This window comes from Paraburkholderia sp. BR10954, from assembly GCF_040965775.1.
GTDB classification, from domain to species: Bacteria; Pseudomonadota; Gammaproteobacteria; order Burkholderiales; family Burkholderiaceae; genus Paraburkholderia; species Paraburkholderia youngii.
Map to the genome: position 1 here is coordinate 216,137 of NZ_JBFRCK010000009.1, position 16,582 is coordinate 232,718.

A 16,582-nucleotide genomic window follows, 5' to 3' on the forward strand; every position below is an offset into this window, starting at 1 on the left:
CAGCACTAGTATGTTTTTTCTGCTGCTTTGTATGTCGCAGGCGACCTATTGTTCACAGTCCATCTATGGATCGGAGTTCGATTATAAAAAAGCGAAACCCACGAGCGACTATTTTTATGGGAAAAGTCGTAAAGAAATAGAATTATATGGCAAACGGGAAATGCTCGGAACGTCAGATTTATCTGCCTGCGCTCAGTTCCGGTACGAGCGCATTATGGATGCATTTGACAAGAGGGTGTCTGAAGTCGAAAAAATTCTTGAAGAAGATGACAAGGCGAATGGTGCATATGGGCAACCCGCAGCGTTACCGTATTTCAAAAAGGCACAGGCGAACTGGCTGCTTTATAGAGAAAACGACTGCTATTCGAACGTTTATTCCGTGGGTCAGGCATCGTTACGATTTGTAGACTTTTGGGATTGCATGACTGGAATCACCAAACACCGGCTCGATGAATTGACCAAACCCAACTCAGATGATTGAGCGTTGACATGCTCCGCGTGGGCGGCGTTTTGCCGAGATTTTTGTCAGTGGGCATACGCGGCATTGGCAGCACGACGTCACGGGGGCGCGTTGCCATTATTTAATTCGCAAGCAGCAAAACGAATTCCTACGCGGCCTCTGTTCGATCAAAACGGGGTAAACGTCATAACCACCACGACTGCGACGCCACCACGCAATCCACCACTACTTCCACCCATATCTCATCCCCACCCAAAACCCCCTCGGCGCCCCCGGCCCGACGAACTGCTCGTTGACCGGACTCGCGCCGTTGAACGTATTCCCCGGCCCGGTAAAGAAGTTCGCCCCCAGCGCGCCGAAACTCGCATAGCGTTTATCGAGCAGGTTCGACACCGATGCGAACACCTGCAACTGTTTCGTCACCTGATACGAGGTGTCCATATCGATCAGCAGATAGCCGGAGATCTTGCCGTTCACGTCCTGATTGTTCTCGTCGCCCTGCGCGTAGATGCTGCCGCGCCAAGTCAGGTTCGTGCCGATTCGCCATTTCGAGGTGGCCGCGTAATCGAGCCGTAGTTTGACGGTCGTCGCCGGAATGCTCGGGATGTGGTCGCCGGGATGCACGGTGATGTTGCCGTTCGCGTCGGCGCTCGAATTGCTGCGGCTGCTTTCGACCCATGTCGACTGGTAGGTCGCGTTGACGTAGCTATAGCTGCCGGTCACCGTGAGCGGACCATATTTCGTCTGCCCTGCCAGTTCGACGCCTTGCCGGCGCGTGCGCCCGACGTTCTGGAAAAAACCCTGCGAACTGCCCGCACCGTTACTGCTGATGAACTGGATGTCGTTGTCGAGCGTCGTGCTGTAAGCGGCGGCGCTCCATGTCGTGTTGCCGCCGATCCTGCCGCGCGCCCCGACTTCATAGGTCTTCGAGATGACCGGCTGCAACGGCGGATCGGAGATGAAGTCGTTCGGCAGCGAACATGGCGCGTTCGGATCGGCGCAGGCCAGTTCGATCGCGGTCGGCGAGCGCATGCCCTCGTTGTAGGTCGCATAGGCGGTGACGGCAGGCGTCGGGTTCCAGTTGATGCCGACCGCCGGATTGAAGCGCGAGAACGTATGGTGGCCGTTGAGTTGCGGCTGCGTGCCGGATTCGTCGCCGATCGTCGCATCGGCCCAGTTGTAGCGGCCCGACAGCGTCAGCGACCACTGCGGCGTCAGCGACAGTGTGTCCGTCAGGTAGATGCCGTAGTTCGTGTTGTGCGTGTTCGCGTTGGTTTGCGGTTCGAAATTGCCGATGCCGACCGTCGCGCGCGAATCGGTGAACATCGCGTCCTGGGACGACTGCGTGAAGTGCGAATTGGCGGCATCGACGGCCATGCCCGCGATGAACTGGTTCTTCATGCCGCCGAGCTTGCCGAGCAGCGTCAGTTGCAAGCTCGCGCCGTAGCTGTCGGTCGTCACGGTCGATTGCACGTTGGTCGCCTGCAACGTATCGACGTCGCCGTCGTCCTCGATCTTGCCGAAGTTTTCGTTGACGTTACTGCTGGTATTGGCATTGCGAAAGTGCCGGTAATACGCGTTGCCGCTCAGCTCGACGTTGTCGTTGAAGTAATGATCGCCCGACAGCGTCAGGTAGCCGACGCTATTCTGATTCCGGTCGGGATACGTGTACGGTTGCTTCGGGTTGTTGAGGAACGAGCGCGGAATGGTTTGCACGCCGTGCAGATCGTTGTCCGCGCCACCGGCCGACAACGACAGCGTGGTGTCGGCGTCGGTATAGCGCAGCTTGCCGAATGCCTGGCGGATGCGGCTCTCGTTCTGCTCGGCCCAGCCGTTGTCGTTCGCGGCGTTGGCGGTGAAGTAGTAATCGAGGTTCTGGCCGATCGTGCCGCCCTGTTCGATCTGCGCGGCCTTGCGTCCCCACGAGCCGCCCTGTATTTCGGCCTCGCCGACCGGGTTGTCCTTGCCGTTTTTCGTCGTGATCGCCAGCGCGCCGCCGAGCGTGTTGAAGCCGAAGGTCGGATTGGAGCCGGGGATCAGCTGCATCGTGTCGATTGCCTGTTGCGGTATCAGGTCCCAGTTCACGACGTCGCCGAACGGCTCGTTCACGCGCACGCCGTCGACGAATACCGACAAGCCCTGCGGCGTGCCCAGCAGTGGTGACGCGGTGAAGCCGCGATAGAACAGGTTCATCTGATACGGATTGCCCTGAGCGTCGGAGATCGAGACGCTAGGCAGATTCGCCGCGAGGTAATCGGTAAGCGTCTGGCGTCCCTGTCGTTGAATATCGGCCGCATGGACCGTCTGCACGTTGGCCGGCACTTGCGTCAGCGGCGTGCCGATGCCGAGCAACGGCGTGGTGCCTACGACGACGATCGGTGCGAGGGTCGTGGTGGGTGTCGTGTTGTTGGTGGCGTTGTCGTCGGCGGCCTTGGAAGGCGCCGCGGAAGACGCCGAAGCCGGCGCCGACGCCGCGACCGGCGGCTCGGCTTGCCCCTGCGCCCATACGCCCGTGGACAAACCGGCGAGCGCGCCACCCACACAGAAGGTGATGCCGGCGCGCCGCTGAAGCCGGCGTTTGCGGCGTGCTTGAGATCGCATCCTCATCGTTGTTGTCTCCTGCCGGCTTGTTATGCGCGCGTGTCGCGCGTTGTTCGACGTTGGTGTAAAGCTTCGCATACACATCTGTAAGCCGCGCGGGAGCTTTTCCCGATCTGCCGGGGAAGCGTTCCCAAACTCGCGCGAAACCCGCTGCGCGTGCCGGCGCTGAGTAGAATGCAAGCGTCATGTCAAGCGAACCGATCCATTCCTCGTCTGCTGGCCGCCCGCCGCCATCGTCACCGATATGGCGCGACCTCGGCTGGGTCGTCGCCGTGACCGTGCTCGCGGCGGCGCTCGGCGCCGCCTTCGATCTGAGCGAAAAGATCTACCGGTTCACGCGCGGCATGGAGCGCTTCCAGCTCGACGAGTTGCCGGGCACGCTGTTCGTGCTGTCGATCGCGCTCGCATGGTTCGCGTGGCGACGCTATAGCGATGCGCGCCGCGAAGCGCGCCATCGCCGCATGCTCGAGGAACAGGCCGAACGACTGCTCGCCGACAACCGGCGCCTCGCCAGTCAGGCGCTGCAGGCGCAGGAACTCGAGCGCCGCCATATGGCGCGCGAGCTGCACGACGAGCTGGGTCAATACCTGAACGCGATGTCGCTCGACGCGGCGCGCATCCGCGATCTATCGGGCGAGCGCGAGCCGGAGATTCATCGCATCGCGCTCGGGCTGATACAGAGCGCGACGCATGTGTACCGCGAGATCGGCGGCATGATCCGCCGCCTGCGGCCGATCGGTCTCGACGAATTCGGCTTGCCGACCGCGCTCGAACATTGCGTCGACGGCTGGCGCGAGCGTTTGCCCGAGGCGTCGTTCTCGATGACGATCGAAGGCGATTTCAGCGGCCTCAGCGATGCATTGACGATCACGCTGTACCGGCTCGTGCAGGAAGGACTGACGAACGTGTCGAAGTTCGCGCGCCGCTCGCGCGTCGAACTGTTCATGGTGCGCGCGCCGCGCGAAGACAACGGCACGCAGATCGACGAGATCGTCGTCACGATGGCCGACGACGGCCCCGGCACCGATCTGACGAAGCCGCGTAGCGGGCTCGGGCTGATCGGCATGCGCGAACGTGTCGAGGCGCTCGGCGGCGAGTTTCACGTCGCGAGCGAGCCGCAGCGCGGTTTTCTGTTCTGCGCGCGCGTATCCGCTCAAGCGGGGCTGGCCGAGCCCGTGAACTGAAGTCCGAGGCGGCTTGCCATCTGCGCGAGCTGCACGCCGTTGTCGGCGCCGAACTTCTGCCGGATCACCGATTGATGGTTGGCCACCGTCTTTTGACTCAAGCCGAGCTTTTCGGCGATGCTCGGCAGCGTGTAGCCCTGCACGAGCAGCCGCAGCACTTCGAACTCGCGCGCGGACAACTGACGCCCCGGCGGCCCTTCGTTGAACGCGGTGCGCAGCGCAAGCGCCTGCGAGATGTCCGGGCTCAGATAGCCGGCGCGCCGGGCGATCGAGCGCACCGCTTCGACCAGCACGTCCGGCGCGCTCGCCTTTGTCACGTAGCCGAGCGCACCCGCGTCGAGCGCGCGCCGCACGAAGATCGATTCCTCGTGCACGCTGAAGATCAGCACGCGCGCATCCGGTTCGCGCGCGAGCATGCGCCGCATCGCTTCGATGCCGCTCGCGCCCGGCAGCGACACGTCCATCACGACCACATCGGGCCGCAACGCGCAAAAACGCTGGTAGGCCTGCGCGGCGTCTGCCGCTTCGCCGCACACCTCGACGTCGTCGTTCAATTCGAGCAGACGCCGGTAGCCTTCGCGCACGACCGCATGATCGTCGACGAGCAGAACGGAGATGGTGTCGGCACTCATGATTGGGCTCCGGGTGATGCTCGGTTGTCGCCGGCCGTGTCGGGCTCGCGGGCCGCCGCCGCGAGCTTGCGCGAGTTGGCGTCGTTGCGGAACAGGATCGGCTGTTCGCGCGCCGCTGCTGTCGCCGCGGATTCCGACGCCGCGTGCCGCACGATCTTGACCACGTTCTCGTGAAACGGCGATTTGTCGCAGACAGGGTCGGCGTTGGCCGCATCGCCGGTCAGCAGGAATGCCTGGCAGCGGCAGCCGCCGAGGTCGTGTTCCTTTTCGTCGCAGCTGCGGCACGGCTCCTTCATCCACTGCAAACCGCGAAAGCGATTGAATGCGTCGCTGTCGTACCAGATCTCGCGCAACGGTATGTCCTTCACGTTCGGCAGTGTCAGGCCGGGCAAGCCGCGCGCAGCGTGACACGGCAGCGCTGCGCCGTCGGGCGCGACGCCGAGGAACACCGCGCCCCAGCCGTTCATGCAGCGCTTCGGGCGGCGCTCGAAGTAGTCGGGCACGACGAAGAAGATCTTGCAGCGCTCGCCATGAGTCTGGCGATAGCGCGCGACTACCGCTTCGGCTTCTTCGAGCTGCTCGCGCGTCGGCATCAGTTGCGCCTGATTCTCGCGCGCCCAGCCGTAGTACTGCGTGTTCGCCAGCTCCAGATATTCGGCGCCGAGTGCCAGCGCCATCTCGATGATCTTGTCGACGTGCGGCAGGTTGTAGCGATGCAGCACGCAGTTCATCACCATCGGAAAGCCGTGCCGTTTCAGCGCGGCGGCGACGCGCTGTTTCAGCTCGAACGTGCGCGTGCTGCTGAGGAAGTCGTTCAGCTGCTGCGTCGAGTCCTGGAACGACAACTGGATGTGATCGAGCCCGGCGGCCTTAAGGTCGCCGAGGCGCTGATCGGTGAGACCGACGCCCGACGTGATCAGGTTCGTGTAGAAGCCGAGTCTGTGCGCTTCTTCGACCAGCACTTCGACGTCGTCGCGCACCAGCGGCTCGCCGCCCGAAAATCCGAGTTGCACCGCGCCGAGCGCGCGCGCCTCGCGCAGCACGTCGAGCCATTGGCCGGTGGTCAGTTCGCGGTTGTGATCGGTGTAGTCGAGCGGGTTGTAGCAGAACGCGCAATGCAGCGGGCAGCGATAGGTCAGCTCCGCGAGCAGCCACAGCGGCGGCGGCACCGCGGCGGCCGCGCTGCTTTGCGGTTGCCCGCCGGGTTGAGAGCCTGGTTGAGAAAGATCGGTCATCGCACTACTCCAGCCAGCCGCGCCCATGCGCGTCGGCGATGAAAGCCCGCACCTCGGCGCCGATGCCGGTCGCGTTGAACGCCTGTTCGAGCTCGGTGATCAGCGTATCGATGTCGCGTGTGCCGTCGCAGCGCTTGAGGATTTCTCCCGCGCTTTGATTGAGTTTCACCATGCCTTCCGGGTAGAGCAGCACGTGCGCGTTCTGCGCGGGCTCCCATTGCAGGCGGAACGGCTTCGCGATCGTGAGCGGCGTGGCGGGGTCGGCGCGTGTGGTGTCGTTCATTGCGGAAACGCCTTCTCGATAGCGTCGAGCATGGTCCACAGAATGTCGAGCTTGAACTGCAGAATTTCGAGCGCGCGTTCCTGCTGATCGCGTCGCGTGAAATGTGCGAGCGTGACTTCGAGTCCGTGCTGCACGTCGCGCTGCGCGAGCGAAATGCGCGAGCGGAAGTACGCGAGGCCCTCGGGTTCGATCCACGGATAGTGCTCGGGCCAGCTCGCGAGCCGGTCGCGATGCACCTGCGGCGCGAACATCTCGGTCAGCGACGAGCACACCGCTTCCTGCCACGGCGCACGGCGCGCGAAATTCACATAGGCATCGACGGCGAAGCGCACGCCCGGCGTCACGTGTTCGAGCGACCACAATTCGTCGCGCGTGAGACCGACCGCGTCCCCAAGACGCGCCCAGGTTTCGATGCCGCCTTCCGCGCCTTCATAGCCGTCGTGATCGAGAATGCGCAGCACCCAGCGGCGGCGCGTCGCGCGGTCCGGACAGTTCGACAGCACGGCCGCATCCTTGAGCGGAATGTTGATCTGATAGTAGAAGCGGTTCGCGACCCAGCCGCGAATCTGCTCGCGCGAGCAACCGCCGCTATTCATCTTCACGTTGAACGGATGGTGGATGTGGTAGGCGGTGCCCTTCGCGCGCAACTGCGCTTCGAATTCCTCACGGCTCCAGGCGGGTCGCTCGATGAGCTGGGTTCCCGCTGCACTTGCGTCGCGTGTCGGTATCGTGTCCTGAATGTCTTTCGCGTTCATGCCGTCCGTCTCCGTTTTATCGTCGTTTACAGCCGCGCCTGCCTACCTCATCTCTTCGCACTCTTTACTGCGCACTTCAAAGCTCGAAGCTCATTCCGTCGTACGCGACCTCGATTCCATGCTCGCCTAGCATGCGCCGCTCGGGGCCGTCTTCGATCAGGATCGGATTCGTGTTGTTGATATGGATCAGCACTTTGCGTTTCGCGCCGAGCGAATCGAGCGTTTCGATCATGCCGCCCGCGCCGCTCTGCGGCAGATGGCCCATATCCGCCGAGGTCTTCTTCGACAGGCCGAGGCGGATCATTTCGTCGCCGGTCCACAGCGTGCCGTCGACGAGCAGCAGATCGGCCTCGCGCATCGCCGCGAGCACGTGCGGCTCGATCGCGCCAAGGCCCGGCGCGTAGAACACGCGCTGGCCCGATTGCAGGTTCGTCAGCACGAGCCCGAGGTTGTCGCCGCGCTCGGGCGCCTCGCGATGCGGCGAGTACGGCGGCGCCTTGCTCGATAGCGGCAGCGCGTCGATGCGGATGCCGGGCAATGCGTCGACGACGAGCGGCGCGCCGTCTAGCGCGATACGGCGATGCTCGACACCGCAGTAGTGCGACAGGATCGGCGCGACCGGAAAGCCGGAGCGCAGGTCTTGCCAGACCGCATCGGTCGCGTACAGCGGCAGCGGCGTGTCGCGTTCGCGCAGCATCAGAAGGCCGGTCACGTGGTCGATCTGCGCGTCGATCACGAGCACCGCGGCAATGCCGCTGTCGCGCGCGCGCCGCGCCGGCTGAAGCTCGGGATGCGCGGCGATCTGCGCGAGCAGATCGGGCGACGCATTGACGAGCAGCCAGTCCTCGCCGTTCGCGCTGACCGCGATCGACGACTGCGTGCGGCGCGTCGCCTTCACCGTGCCGCGACGCACGCCGTCGCAATTGCGGCAATTGCAGTTCCACTGCGGAAAACCGCCGCCCGCCGACGAGCCGAGTACCTTGATCTTCATGCCGCGTGACGCATGCTGCTGCGCTCCTCGTCGATGGTGGGAATGAACATCGCGGCGAGCACCTGAGCGACGCGTGCATGCAGTGCGGGGTCGCTCGCCAGATGGCCCGCCGCGCTCACGGACTCGACACGCGCGGAAGGAACCGCGCGCGACAGACGCCGCAGATTGCCGTGCGGACACACCGGATCGCGCGAGCCATGCACGGCCGCGATCGGCACGCCGGCCGCCGCCGCGCGCCGCGCGAGCGACAGCAAACGCGTTTCGCCGAGCCAGCAGCGATGCGCGAGGTAGTGCGCCTGAATCCGGTATTTGCCGATCAACTTGCGAGCGGCATGGCGTTCGGAATCGTGTGCGTTTCGCTGGGCCCCGCGTTGTTGTGCCGCGGCGCCTCGCGGCGATGCACTCGCCAGCACCGCGTTTTCATAACCGCGCCATGCCAGCGCGACCGCACGTTGCCGCGCTTCGCTCGCGCCGTATTGCAAGCCGGAGCCACATCGCGCGGCTAGCGTTGCAGGCTCGTCGCAGCGGGCAGCGGCACGCAGTCTCGACCACACACGCGGCGCGCGCTTGCGCGACGCGATGAACAAACCGCGCACTTCGCGCGCGGATGTTAGAAACAGGCCGCGCAGCACGACGCCCGTGACCGACTGTGGACACTGTCCCGCATACGCGAGCGCGAGCGCCGCGCCCCACGATCCGCCGAGCACGCCCCAGCGCGCGAAGCCGAGCCGCGCGCGAATCGCTTCGAGATCGGCGATCAGATAGTCGGTGCGGTTGTGGCGCACGCTGCCGTGCGGCGTCGATGCACCGGTGCCGCGCTGGTCGATCAGCACGACGCGAAAACGCCGCAGATCGAAGAGCCGCAGCACACCGGGCTGACTGCCGCTGCCGGGGCCGCCGTGCAGCACCGCGACCGGCACGCCGTCGCGCGCGCCGGCGAGCGCATACCACACGCGATGGCCATCGCGCGTGCGCAGCGTATGCACTTCGAGCGCCGCGGCTGCCTGCGGGGGGCGCGACGAGCTTCGCATCGTCATGGCAGCATCCTCACGAGCAGGTTGTCGCGATCGATCCACTGATGCTTGAACGCGCCCGCCACGTGCAGCACGATCAGCGCGATCAGCGCATAGCCGATCGCATGATGAAGGCCGAAGAACAGCTCGCGCAGATGCGCGTCGTCCCAGCCCCACTTCGGCAGCAGGATCCCCCAGAAGCGCGTGCCGTAGCGGTTGAACGACGAGCCGAGATACCCGGCGAGCGGCATCGCCACCATGCAGACGTATAAAAGACCCTGCGTAGTGCGCGCGGCGGCGCGTTGCCACGGTGGCATCGGCGGCAGGGCAGGCCGGTGAAGGACCACCCGCGCGACGATGCGCAAAAGCACCAGCAGGAAAACCGTCAGTCCGAGCGACTTGTGCAGGTTGATCAGCGTCGCTTTGACAGGCAAGCCCTTCGGCAATCCGACCATATAGAGGCCGAGCGCGAGCAGACCGATGATGCCGAGCGCGATCAGCCAGTGCAGCGCGATCAGCAGCCCGGCATAGCGCGGGCCGCCGGCGCTGGCAGTTGCGTTGACGTTGATATCAGGCTTCGCGTTTCGAGAATCCGCTGTCGTCATGCCCTGTCTCCATGCAACATCGTGGCGGGACGTTTCTTTTTTGCCGAATAGCGTTTCAGTCCTGGGCGACATAGCTGCCTCACCCGGCGATCAGTATTTCGCCGCGGCCGTCGACCGCGAGGTCGCCCGTAAAACGAACCGGCAGACGGTCCGCGCGCCACTGCGAAAACGGCGCGATTTCGGCCGCGAGGCTGCGTATGAGCAATGACCAGAATACGTCGAAACCGTGTCCGCCGCCGGTGAACGTCGGGGGCGGCAAACCCTCGGGTCGTTGCGCGAGCAGCAGCGTGCCGCGCCTCATCGCATACGCATAGTGTGCGCCCAGTTGCCCCGCCACGCCGACGGTTCCCGCCACCAGCCGCGACGCCGCGAAGTCGCCCGCGTTGCCGCCGACCAGCACGAGGCCGCGGCGCATCCGGTCGGCGAGCCGCGCGCCCGCGTTGCCGTGGATCGTCAGCGTGCCGCCGCTCATGCCTTCCATGTCGCCCGTCAGCGCGCCGGCGGCGAAGTCGCCGCTGTCGCCGCGCACCGTCACGCGTCCGCCGCGCATTTCGCAAGCGGTGAAGTGCCCCGCGTCGCCGTCGATTTCAAGCAAGCCGCCGCTCATCCTGAAGCCGCTGTAGTCGCCGACCGGACCGCGCGCGACGAGCCGTCCGCCGTCCATCTGCGCACCGAGCCGGTCGAGCCACCGCGCGGCGCCGTCGATCAGCAGCGTGGCCATGTCGTCGCCGGATGCGGGCGCGTCATCGCGCGAAACCTCGAATACGTCGCCGACCACGCAGCGCTCGTTGCCGGCCGGCAGCACGATGCGCTCGATCTCGGCCACGCTCATGCTCGCCAGCGCCGCCGGCGACAGTGCGGCCGCATCGACGCGAAAGCCGGGCGGTGTTTTCACGCGCAACGTGGTCGTGCTCATGCGCGTCCCCCGTTGAGTCCCGCCGCCAGCTCGTGCAGATGAAAGTGGTACGGCCCGAGCTTGCCGCCGTAGTTGCCCGCCGAAATGCGCAGCACGCCGGCCGCGCGCCCGAGTCCGGTCGCCGCGCCGATACCGGCCGTCATCGCCGCGCCGACGTCGGCGTCGGTCAGACCGTCGATCACGATCTCCAGCACGCAGCCCACGTCCGCGCTCAACTCGCTGCGCGATGCGAGGCCGATCAGGCTCGGACAGAACGCGTCGTTGGTCGATGCGGTCGCGCCCGCGTACTTCGAGCCGATCTTCGAGCCCGACCGCACGATGCCGCCGGGAAACGGCATGATCACGTTAGGCAGCCCGCGCATCGCGGCGACCGCGGCTTCGGCGGCGGCGAGCGCCGCGCCTTGGTCGCGCGCGAGCAGCAGCAGGTTGCCGCCGCCGACGGCCTTGACCGTCGCCGCCGTGTCTTCGCAGACGAACTCGCCGTCCATCACCGGCACGCGCCAGTAACGCGTGGGGCCGTTTCCTGTGTCGATCATCTTCGCGATCTGCCAGCCGTCGCCGAAAAAACGCAGCCCGCTGCCGAGCGGCGCCGGGTCCGACAGCGGCGCGCGGCTCGTGGCCGGATCGATGCCGCTGTAGACGGCCGTGCTCGGACAGGTGAGCACGCACTGGCCGACACGCCGCCCGATCTGCTTCGCCAGTTCCTTCGTCGACACCGCGAACAGCAGCACCGCGACGCCGGGACGGCCGTCGGGCGTTGCCTCGGGCGCGAGCGTGCGTTCGATGCCCGCCTCGCAGCCGCAGCCGATCACCGAGGTCGCGAAGCCCGACAGCGAGTTCGCCGCGTGCATCGCCCACGTTGGCGTGTGCGCGGTGATCACGAGCCGCGTCGCCTTCATCGGGAAGGCTTCGGCGAAGGTCGCGTCGATCGCGGTGCCGTTGATTTCGAGCGGGGCGGGAGCGTTCATCGTGGCCGCGTCAGGTTAGACATTCGACGGGCAACAGCCGCCCGCCGCGGCAGCAGCGGCAGGCTTCGTCGTCGCTGATCGCGGCGTGCGCGAAGTTGCTCGCGAGATTCGCGTCGCTATACGCGCGCAGCGTTTTCTCGATACCGCGATCGAATTCGGGCGCGACGAAATGGATGCCGCCGGTCGGCGTCGCGACCAGTGTGCCGTCGCGCGCGACCAGTTCGCCGTCCTTGAACACATAGGCGGGCGACGTGAACATCCGCTCGCGGTCCGGCTCGTCGCGATAGACGGCGATATCCGCCGCCGCGCCCGCGCCGAGATGGCCGCGATCGCGCAGACCGAGCAGCCGCGCGGGACCGGCGCGCGTGATGATCGCGATCTCGTACAGCGAGAATTCGCGCTCGAGTTCCGGCAGCGCGCTGGCGACCTGCGCTTCGGGATGCAGCTTCGCCAGCTGCTCATCGCGAAACGCTTTATCCATCAGCAGGCGGATCAAATGCGGATAGCTCGTGAACGGTCCGCCGTTCGGATGATCGGTGGTCATCGCGACGCGCCACGGGTCGTCGACGAGCAAAAAGGTTTCGAGGCCGATGATCCATTGCAGCGCGTTCACATAGCTCTGTTCGCGATAGCGGAACGGCAGGACGCCGCAGCCCGCGTCGCACTCGATATCGCCGACCACCCACTTGTGCGGCCGCGCGAGCGGCGCGTTGCGGAACTGCATCATCGTGTCACCGGAGGCCGTGACGGTCTGTCCGAAGATGATCTGGCCGACGTCGATCGACACGTTCGGCCGCGCGTTCACGGCCTCGGCAATCTGCCGCGCGCCCGACGAGAACTTGCGCGAGCCCTCGGTACCGTAGCTGTGAAACTGGATATGCGTCAGATGGATCGGCAGGCCGTCGGCGGCGTCCATCGTCGCGATCGTCGATGCGAGGTTGCCGGGCACGCCGAGGTTGCTCGTATGCACGTGCAGCGGATGCGGCACGCGCAGTTCGGTCAGCGCGCGGGTCAGCGTGCGCAGCACGTCGCGTGGCGTGATGCCGTAGTGCGCGTGCGGTTCGTCGACGTTGAGCGAGCGCTGGTTGAACTTGAACGCGGAGATGCCGCCGGGGTTCACCACCTTGACGCCGAGCGCCTTGCTCGCGTCGATGGTCCAGCCGACGTAGTCGCGCAGACGTTCGAAGTCGTCGCGTGCGGCGAGCATTTGCAGGAACAGTTCGTCGTTGCCGAGCATCACGTACGCGCCGTGATCGATGATCGGCGTGTCGCCCATTTCGAGGTGCGTGTGGCGCGCGTTCGACGGCATCATCGCCGGTTCGAACGCGGCCGTGTAGCCCATTTCAGCGTAGCGGTAGCCGGTCGCGAGCGTGCCCGGCGCGCAGACGCCGCACGAAGGCAGACGCAGGTAGCGGCCGCTGTCGTCGCGCGCGGCTTCGTAGGCGGCCTCGCGAGGCGCATGGGCGCCCCGCCCGTCGGCGCGATGGTCCTCGGGCAGCAGCAGGCGCGACAGATTGGTCTTGCCGCCGCCGATATGCGAATGCAGATCGATGCCGCCCGCCATCACGATCATGCCGGTCGCGTCGTATTCACGATCGACGGGTGTGGTGGAGGGAACATCGACGATTCGGCCGTCGCGAAACGTCAGATCGCGGCGCTCGCCGTTGACGTTGTTGATCGGGTCGAACAGCGTGCCGCCCTTAAGCCGAACGAGAGTCATGGCTGATCCTCGCGCGGATTCAGTCGTTCGTTCAGTCGTTCGTTCAACCGCGCGGCAATCGACGCAACCGTTTCCAGCGCCACCCCACGCGCGGCGGTGAGCGGCATCACGACGGTACCGTCGACGCGAAACAGATGCCCGCCGCTATCGATGCCCGGTGTCGCGACCGGCACGAACACGGTGTTCGCGCCGCGTGCGCTGGCGGCAGCCGCGAGCGCCGGATGACCGAGCACGATCAGCGCAAGCGCGGGATCGAGCGACGCGGGCCACGCGTGCGGCGCGAAGCCCGCGATCCACAGCAGCGCGTCGACCTCGCGTTCGGCGAGCAGCCGCGCCGTCCGATAGCGGTACGGATCGTGATCGAGCGGCGCGGCGCCGGTGACGCGCGCCGGCATCGACACGCGCGTGCGCAGCGGCAAGCCTGACAGCCACGTGACGGTCTGATTGACCGTCAACGCGCCATCGTCACCGCCGAGTGCGACACATGCCGCGCGCGTCGTGCAATTCACGGCCTTCACGATCCGGTTCAGCGCTTCGATCAGCAGCGCCGCGTGCGGCGCGGGCAGTGCGGCCGGTTCATAGACGACCACCGTGTAACGCGCGCTGGCGATGCGTGCCTGAAGTGACGCGAGCGCGGTTGCCACGTTCGCCTGGGTGCCATCGCCGTGGCTTAGCGCGGCCGCGTCGCGTCCTTCGGCGAGCGCCGACCACAGCGCAAGCGTGTCATAGGGATCGGCGTCGCGCAGCAGCGAGTCGCTACGCGTTTGCGCGAAGCCGGCCGCCGCCGGGTCCGCTTCGCAGCCGACGAAGACCAGTTCGCGCGCGAGCTCGGTGTCCGCCAGCGCGCGCGTGAAGAAGCGCGGGTAGCGCCGCGACGGCTGACAGCCGAAGAACACCAGCAAGTCGGCGCGCGCGCGCACTTCGGAGAGCGTCGTGAAGAACGCGCCGCGATCCTGCAGCGCGAGCGTCGCGGGCGTCAGCGCATCGCCGTGCAGATGATCGAGGATCGCGCCGCAGGAGGCGGCAAGCGGATACAGCGCGCGGGTGCCGGCGACGTCGGTGGCGAGGCCGCCGAATAGCGGGCGGCGCGCGTTCGCGAGCAACTGTGCGGCGCTCGCCAGCGCTGTATCCATGTCAACTTCGTTGCCATCGACCACGCATCCGCATTGCGCATCCGCCACGACGTACTGCGCGAGTGCGTGAGCGAGCCGCGAACATTCGGTGTCCGGTACTTCGAGCGTGCCGTCGTCGTGGGAAGCGGCGACCAGGTCGTCGCACAGCAATGGGCAGAACGGACAGATCCAGTCGCGTGTGAGCGTAGCGGCGCGCGTTGCGCTCGGGCTAGGGGTCGATGGATCGGTGGCGGGACTATGCATGGGCCAGGTTTAGCAAGCTCCATGCCGATCTTTGGACGACGCATCGGCGGGCGGGCGCCGCGCCGAAGCGGGCCGCGCTTACGGTCATGCCGCTTTGCATTCAGCGGATCGACCTGCGCGAAGTACCGGCGGCAAGCGTGCCCGATCGTGCGTCGGCGCGCGGGTTCAAGGGCCCGCTGCGCCATACAAAATGTGTGCCGTTCTGGAGCAGAGTGTCACACGCAAACTGTCCGGCTTGTGTTGCGTTTACAGACAGCGCTGTCAGAACGCGTGGCATGGAAATTGTATGGAAGGCCTACGCTGAATCGGAAGGCGGGCAGTCGATCTGCCGGTCGTGCAGCGCGGACGCCACCAGCCAGGCGCTTGCGCCGGTGGCCGCCGCGGCGGCCAGATCGGCCTGATTGCGGATGCCGCCCGCGCCGATCAGCGTGGTGTGCGCGGCGGCTTGCGCGCGCAGGCGCTCGAATGTCGCGAGGTCGGGGCCGGCGTAGCTGCCGACCTGGTCGAGCGTCATCGCGATCACGCGCGACGGCCACCATGCCGACGAGCAATCGAGCGCGGTCGCGGCGAGCAGTTCGCCGGCGCGATGATCGAGCGACAGGATCGGCGCGAGGCCGGCGCGCTGCGCCGCGTGCACGGCATGGATTTCGCGAAGCGTCTCCGAGCCGAAGACAGGCACGACGGTCGCGAGGTTGGCGAGGTTGGAATTGGCAGCACGGCGGTCGGGTTGATCAACAGCAGCGTCGATGCGCTCGAACAGCGCGCGCATCGATGCGTAGTCCGCGAAGCCCGCGTCGAGCCACAGTTCGATGCCGGGCAGCGCGGCGCGCAACGCGGCGAGCGTCGAAGCATGCGCGCCGCGCTGCAGGATGGCGCCGAGATCGGCGATATAGAGCGTGCGCGCGCCGCTGGCTTCGAGTAGCGCGCGGGCGGTAGCAAGTGGGTCGCTCGTCGCGACGAGGCGGGACTGGATGGGCCGATAGGCGCTCCGCTCGCCGCGTACCGCGCGGACGACCTGGCCGTCGAGCAGATCGAGAACAGGTATCACCTGCATAGAGGGGCGCTTTCCTTTGACCAAGATCTTTGTTTATGAGTATCTCACCGGCGGCGGCATCGACCCCGCGCTCGCCGGCACAGGCAGTCTTGCCGATTTGAGCGCGCTGATCGTCGAAGGACGCGTGATGCGCGACGCGCTGGTCGCTGCTCTGCGTGAACTGGACGGCGTGCAGGTCAGGTTCGCGACCTCGCGCTTCGAAACACCAGCGCCGGGCGACGCTCATTGTATGGCCGCGCCCGGCGAATCGATGACGGCGTTCGTCGCGCGCGTGGCGCGCGAGCACGACTACGCGTGGGTCGTCGCGCCGGAATGCGACGGCCTGCTGCTGCGCTTTCACGATGCGGTCGGCACCGCCCGGTGGCTCGGCTGCGCGAAGGAAGCGATCCGCGTCGCGTCGAGCAAGAGCGCGACCGCGGCATGTCTTGCCGCGCATGGCATTGCGACGACGCCGGCGCTCGAACCCGGCGACCCAGCCGCGCAGCACGGCGGCCGCTGGGTCGTCAAACCGGACGACGGCGCGGGCGGCCTCGACACGATCGTCTACGAGCGCTTCGCCGATGCCTGCGCCGAGTACGAGGCGCGCGCGGCCGCGGCGCGCAATCCGGTGCTGCAGGAGTGGGTCGACGGCGAGCCGTTGAGCCTGTCGCTGATCTGCCGTGGCGACGCGACCAAGCTGCTCAGCGTCAACCGTCAGCAGATCGGGCTGAGCGGCGGCGACGCGCCGGGCGAGGTTGCGCGGATCGTCGAGTTCGACGGCGTGCTGGTCGATCAGATCGACCAGCACAG

At 66.2% G+C, this 16,582-nt stretch carries 16 protein-coding genes; 3 read left to right on the top strand and 13 right to left on the bottom strand.

What is annotated here, in order from left to right:
- Positions 1–10 precede the first annotated feature (10 nt).
- Positions 11–481, top strand: coding sequence for a lysozyme inhibitor LprI family protein (locus tag AB4Y34_RS16125; protein WP_368716588.1), 471 nt, complete (start codon positions 11–13; stop codon positions 479–481).
- Between the two features lie 204 nt (positions 482–685).
- Here AB4Y34_RS16125 and AB4Y34_RS16130 read toward each other — a convergent pair whose 3' ends face one another.
- Positions 686–3,067 (bottom strand): TonB-dependent receptor, encoded by a 2,382-nt coding sequence (locus AB4Y34_RS16130; RefSeq protein ID WP_368716589.1) that lies wholly within the window; start codon positions 3,065–3,067, stop codon positions 686–688.
- A 179-nt stretch (positions 3,068–3,246) separates the two neighbouring features.
- Here AB4Y34_RS16130 and AB4Y34_RS16135 point away from each other — a divergent pair, with 179 nt between their 5' ends.
- On the top strand, positions 3,247–4,245 hold the full coding sequence (locus AB4Y34_RS16135; protein WP_368716590.1) for a histidine kinase: 999 nt from the start codon (positions 3,247–3,249) through the stop codon (positions 4,243–4,245).
- On the opposite strand, the gene AB4Y34_RS16140 is transcribed toward AB4Y34_RS16135, so the two are convergent.
- The 12 genes from AB4Y34_RS16140 to AB4Y34_RS16195 form a co-directional block, all read right to left on the bottom strand.
- Positions 4,215–4,877, bottom strand: coding sequence for a response regulator transcription factor (locus AB4Y34_RS16140; protein ID WP_013091038.1), 663 nt, complete (start codon positions 4,875–4,877; stop codon positions 4,215–4,217). The two genes, AB4Y34_RS16135 and AB4Y34_RS16140, sit on opposite strands and share 31 nt — an antisense overlap.
- Positions 4,874–6,112 carry a pyrroloquinoline quinone biosynthesis protein PqqE gene (gene pqqE, locus AB4Y34_RS16145; protein WP_176379718.1) on the bottom strand — a complete coding sequence of 413 codons (1,239 nt, stop codon included), beginning with the start codon at positions 6,110–6,112 and terminating at the stop codon, positions 4,874–4,876. Before pqqE ends, AB4Y34_RS16140 begins: the two co-directional genes overlap by 4 nt.
- 4 nt (positions 6,113–6,116) lie before the next feature.
- A complete protein-coding gene (gene pqqD / locus AB4Y34_RS16150; RefSeq protein ID WP_176379717.1) occupies positions 6,117–6,395 on the bottom strand; it encodes a pyrroloquinoline quinone biosynthesis peptide chaperone PqqD in 279 nt (92 codons plus the stop codon).
- Complete coding sequence (gene pqqC / locus AB4Y34_RS16155; protein ID WP_368716591.1) at positions 6,392–7,150, bottom strand: pyrroloquinoline-quinone synthase PqqC; 759 nt, start codon at positions 7,148–7,150, stop codon at positions 6,392–6,394. The genes pqqD and pqqC overlap by 4 nt, the downstream gene beginning before the upstream one ends.
- Positions 7,151–7,226: 76 nt before the next feature.
- Positions 7,227–8,141 (bottom strand): pyrroloquinoline quinone biosynthesis protein PqqB, encoded by a 915-nt coding sequence (gene pqqB, locus AB4Y34_RS16160; RefSeq protein WP_176379716.1) that lies wholly within the window; start codon positions 8,139–8,141, stop codon positions 7,227–7,229.
- Positions 8,138–9,178 carry an alpha/beta fold hydrolase gene (locus AB4Y34_RS16165; RefSeq protein ID WP_368716592.1) on the bottom strand — a complete coding sequence of 347 codons (1,041 nt, stop codon included), beginning with the start codon at positions 9,176–9,178 and terminating at the stop codon, positions 8,138–8,140. Before AB4Y34_RS16165 ends, pqqB begins: the two co-directional genes overlap by 4 nt.
- Complete coding sequence (locus tag AB4Y34_RS16170) at positions 9,175–9,831, bottom strand: cytochrome b (RefSeq protein ID WP_368716593.1); 657 nt, start codon at positions 9,829–9,831, stop codon at positions 9,175–9,177. Before AB4Y34_RS16170 ends, AB4Y34_RS16165 begins: the two co-directional genes overlap by 4 nt.
- 7 nt (positions 9,832–9,838) lie before the next feature.
- The gene (locus AB4Y34_RS16175; protein ID WP_368716594.1) at positions 9,839–10,675 is read right to left on the bottom strand and encodes a formylmethanofuran dehydrogenase subunit C; all 837 of its coding nucleotides are present in this window, start codon (positions 10,673–10,675) and stop codon (positions 9,839–9,841) included.
- Positions 10,672–11,643 carry a formylmethanofuran--tetrahydromethanopterin N-formyltransferase gene (gene fhcD, locus AB4Y34_RS16180; RefSeq protein WP_368716595.1) on the bottom strand — a complete coding sequence of 324 codons (972 nt, stop codon included), beginning with the start codon at positions 11,641–11,643 and terminating at the stop codon, positions 10,672–10,674. The genes AB4Y34_RS16175 and fhcD overlap by 4 nt, the downstream gene beginning before the upstream one ends.
- A gap of 10 nt (positions 11,644–11,653) precedes the next feature.
- Positions 11,654–13,363 carry a formylmethanofuran dehydrogenase subunit A gene (locus tag AB4Y34_RS16185; RefSeq protein WP_368716596.1) on the bottom strand — a complete coding sequence of 570 codons (1,710 nt, stop codon included), beginning with the start codon at positions 13,361–13,363 and terminating at the stop codon, positions 11,654–11,656.
- Positions 13,360–14,739 carry a formylmethanofuran dehydrogenase gene (locus AB4Y34_RS16190; protein WP_368716597.1) on the bottom strand — a complete coding sequence of 460 codons (1,380 nt, stop codon included), beginning with the start codon at positions 14,737–14,739 and terminating at the stop codon, positions 13,360–13,362. The genes AB4Y34_RS16185 and AB4Y34_RS16190 overlap by 4 nt, the downstream gene beginning before the upstream one ends.
- A gap of 295 nt (positions 14,740–15,034) precedes the next feature.
- A complete protein-coding gene (locus AB4Y34_RS16195; protein ID WP_368716598.1) occupies positions 15,035–15,793 on the bottom strand; it encodes a HisA/HisF-related TIM barrel protein in 759 nt (252 codons plus the stop codon).
- A gap of 16 nt (positions 15,794–15,809) precedes the next feature.
- On the opposite strand from AB4Y34_RS16195, the gene AB4Y34_RS16200 reads away from it, so the two are divergent.
- Positions 15,810–16,582: ATP-grasp domain-containing protein (locus AB4Y34_RS16200; RefSeq protein ID WP_368716599.1), on the top strand; the 773-nt coding region annotated here is incomplete at its 3' end.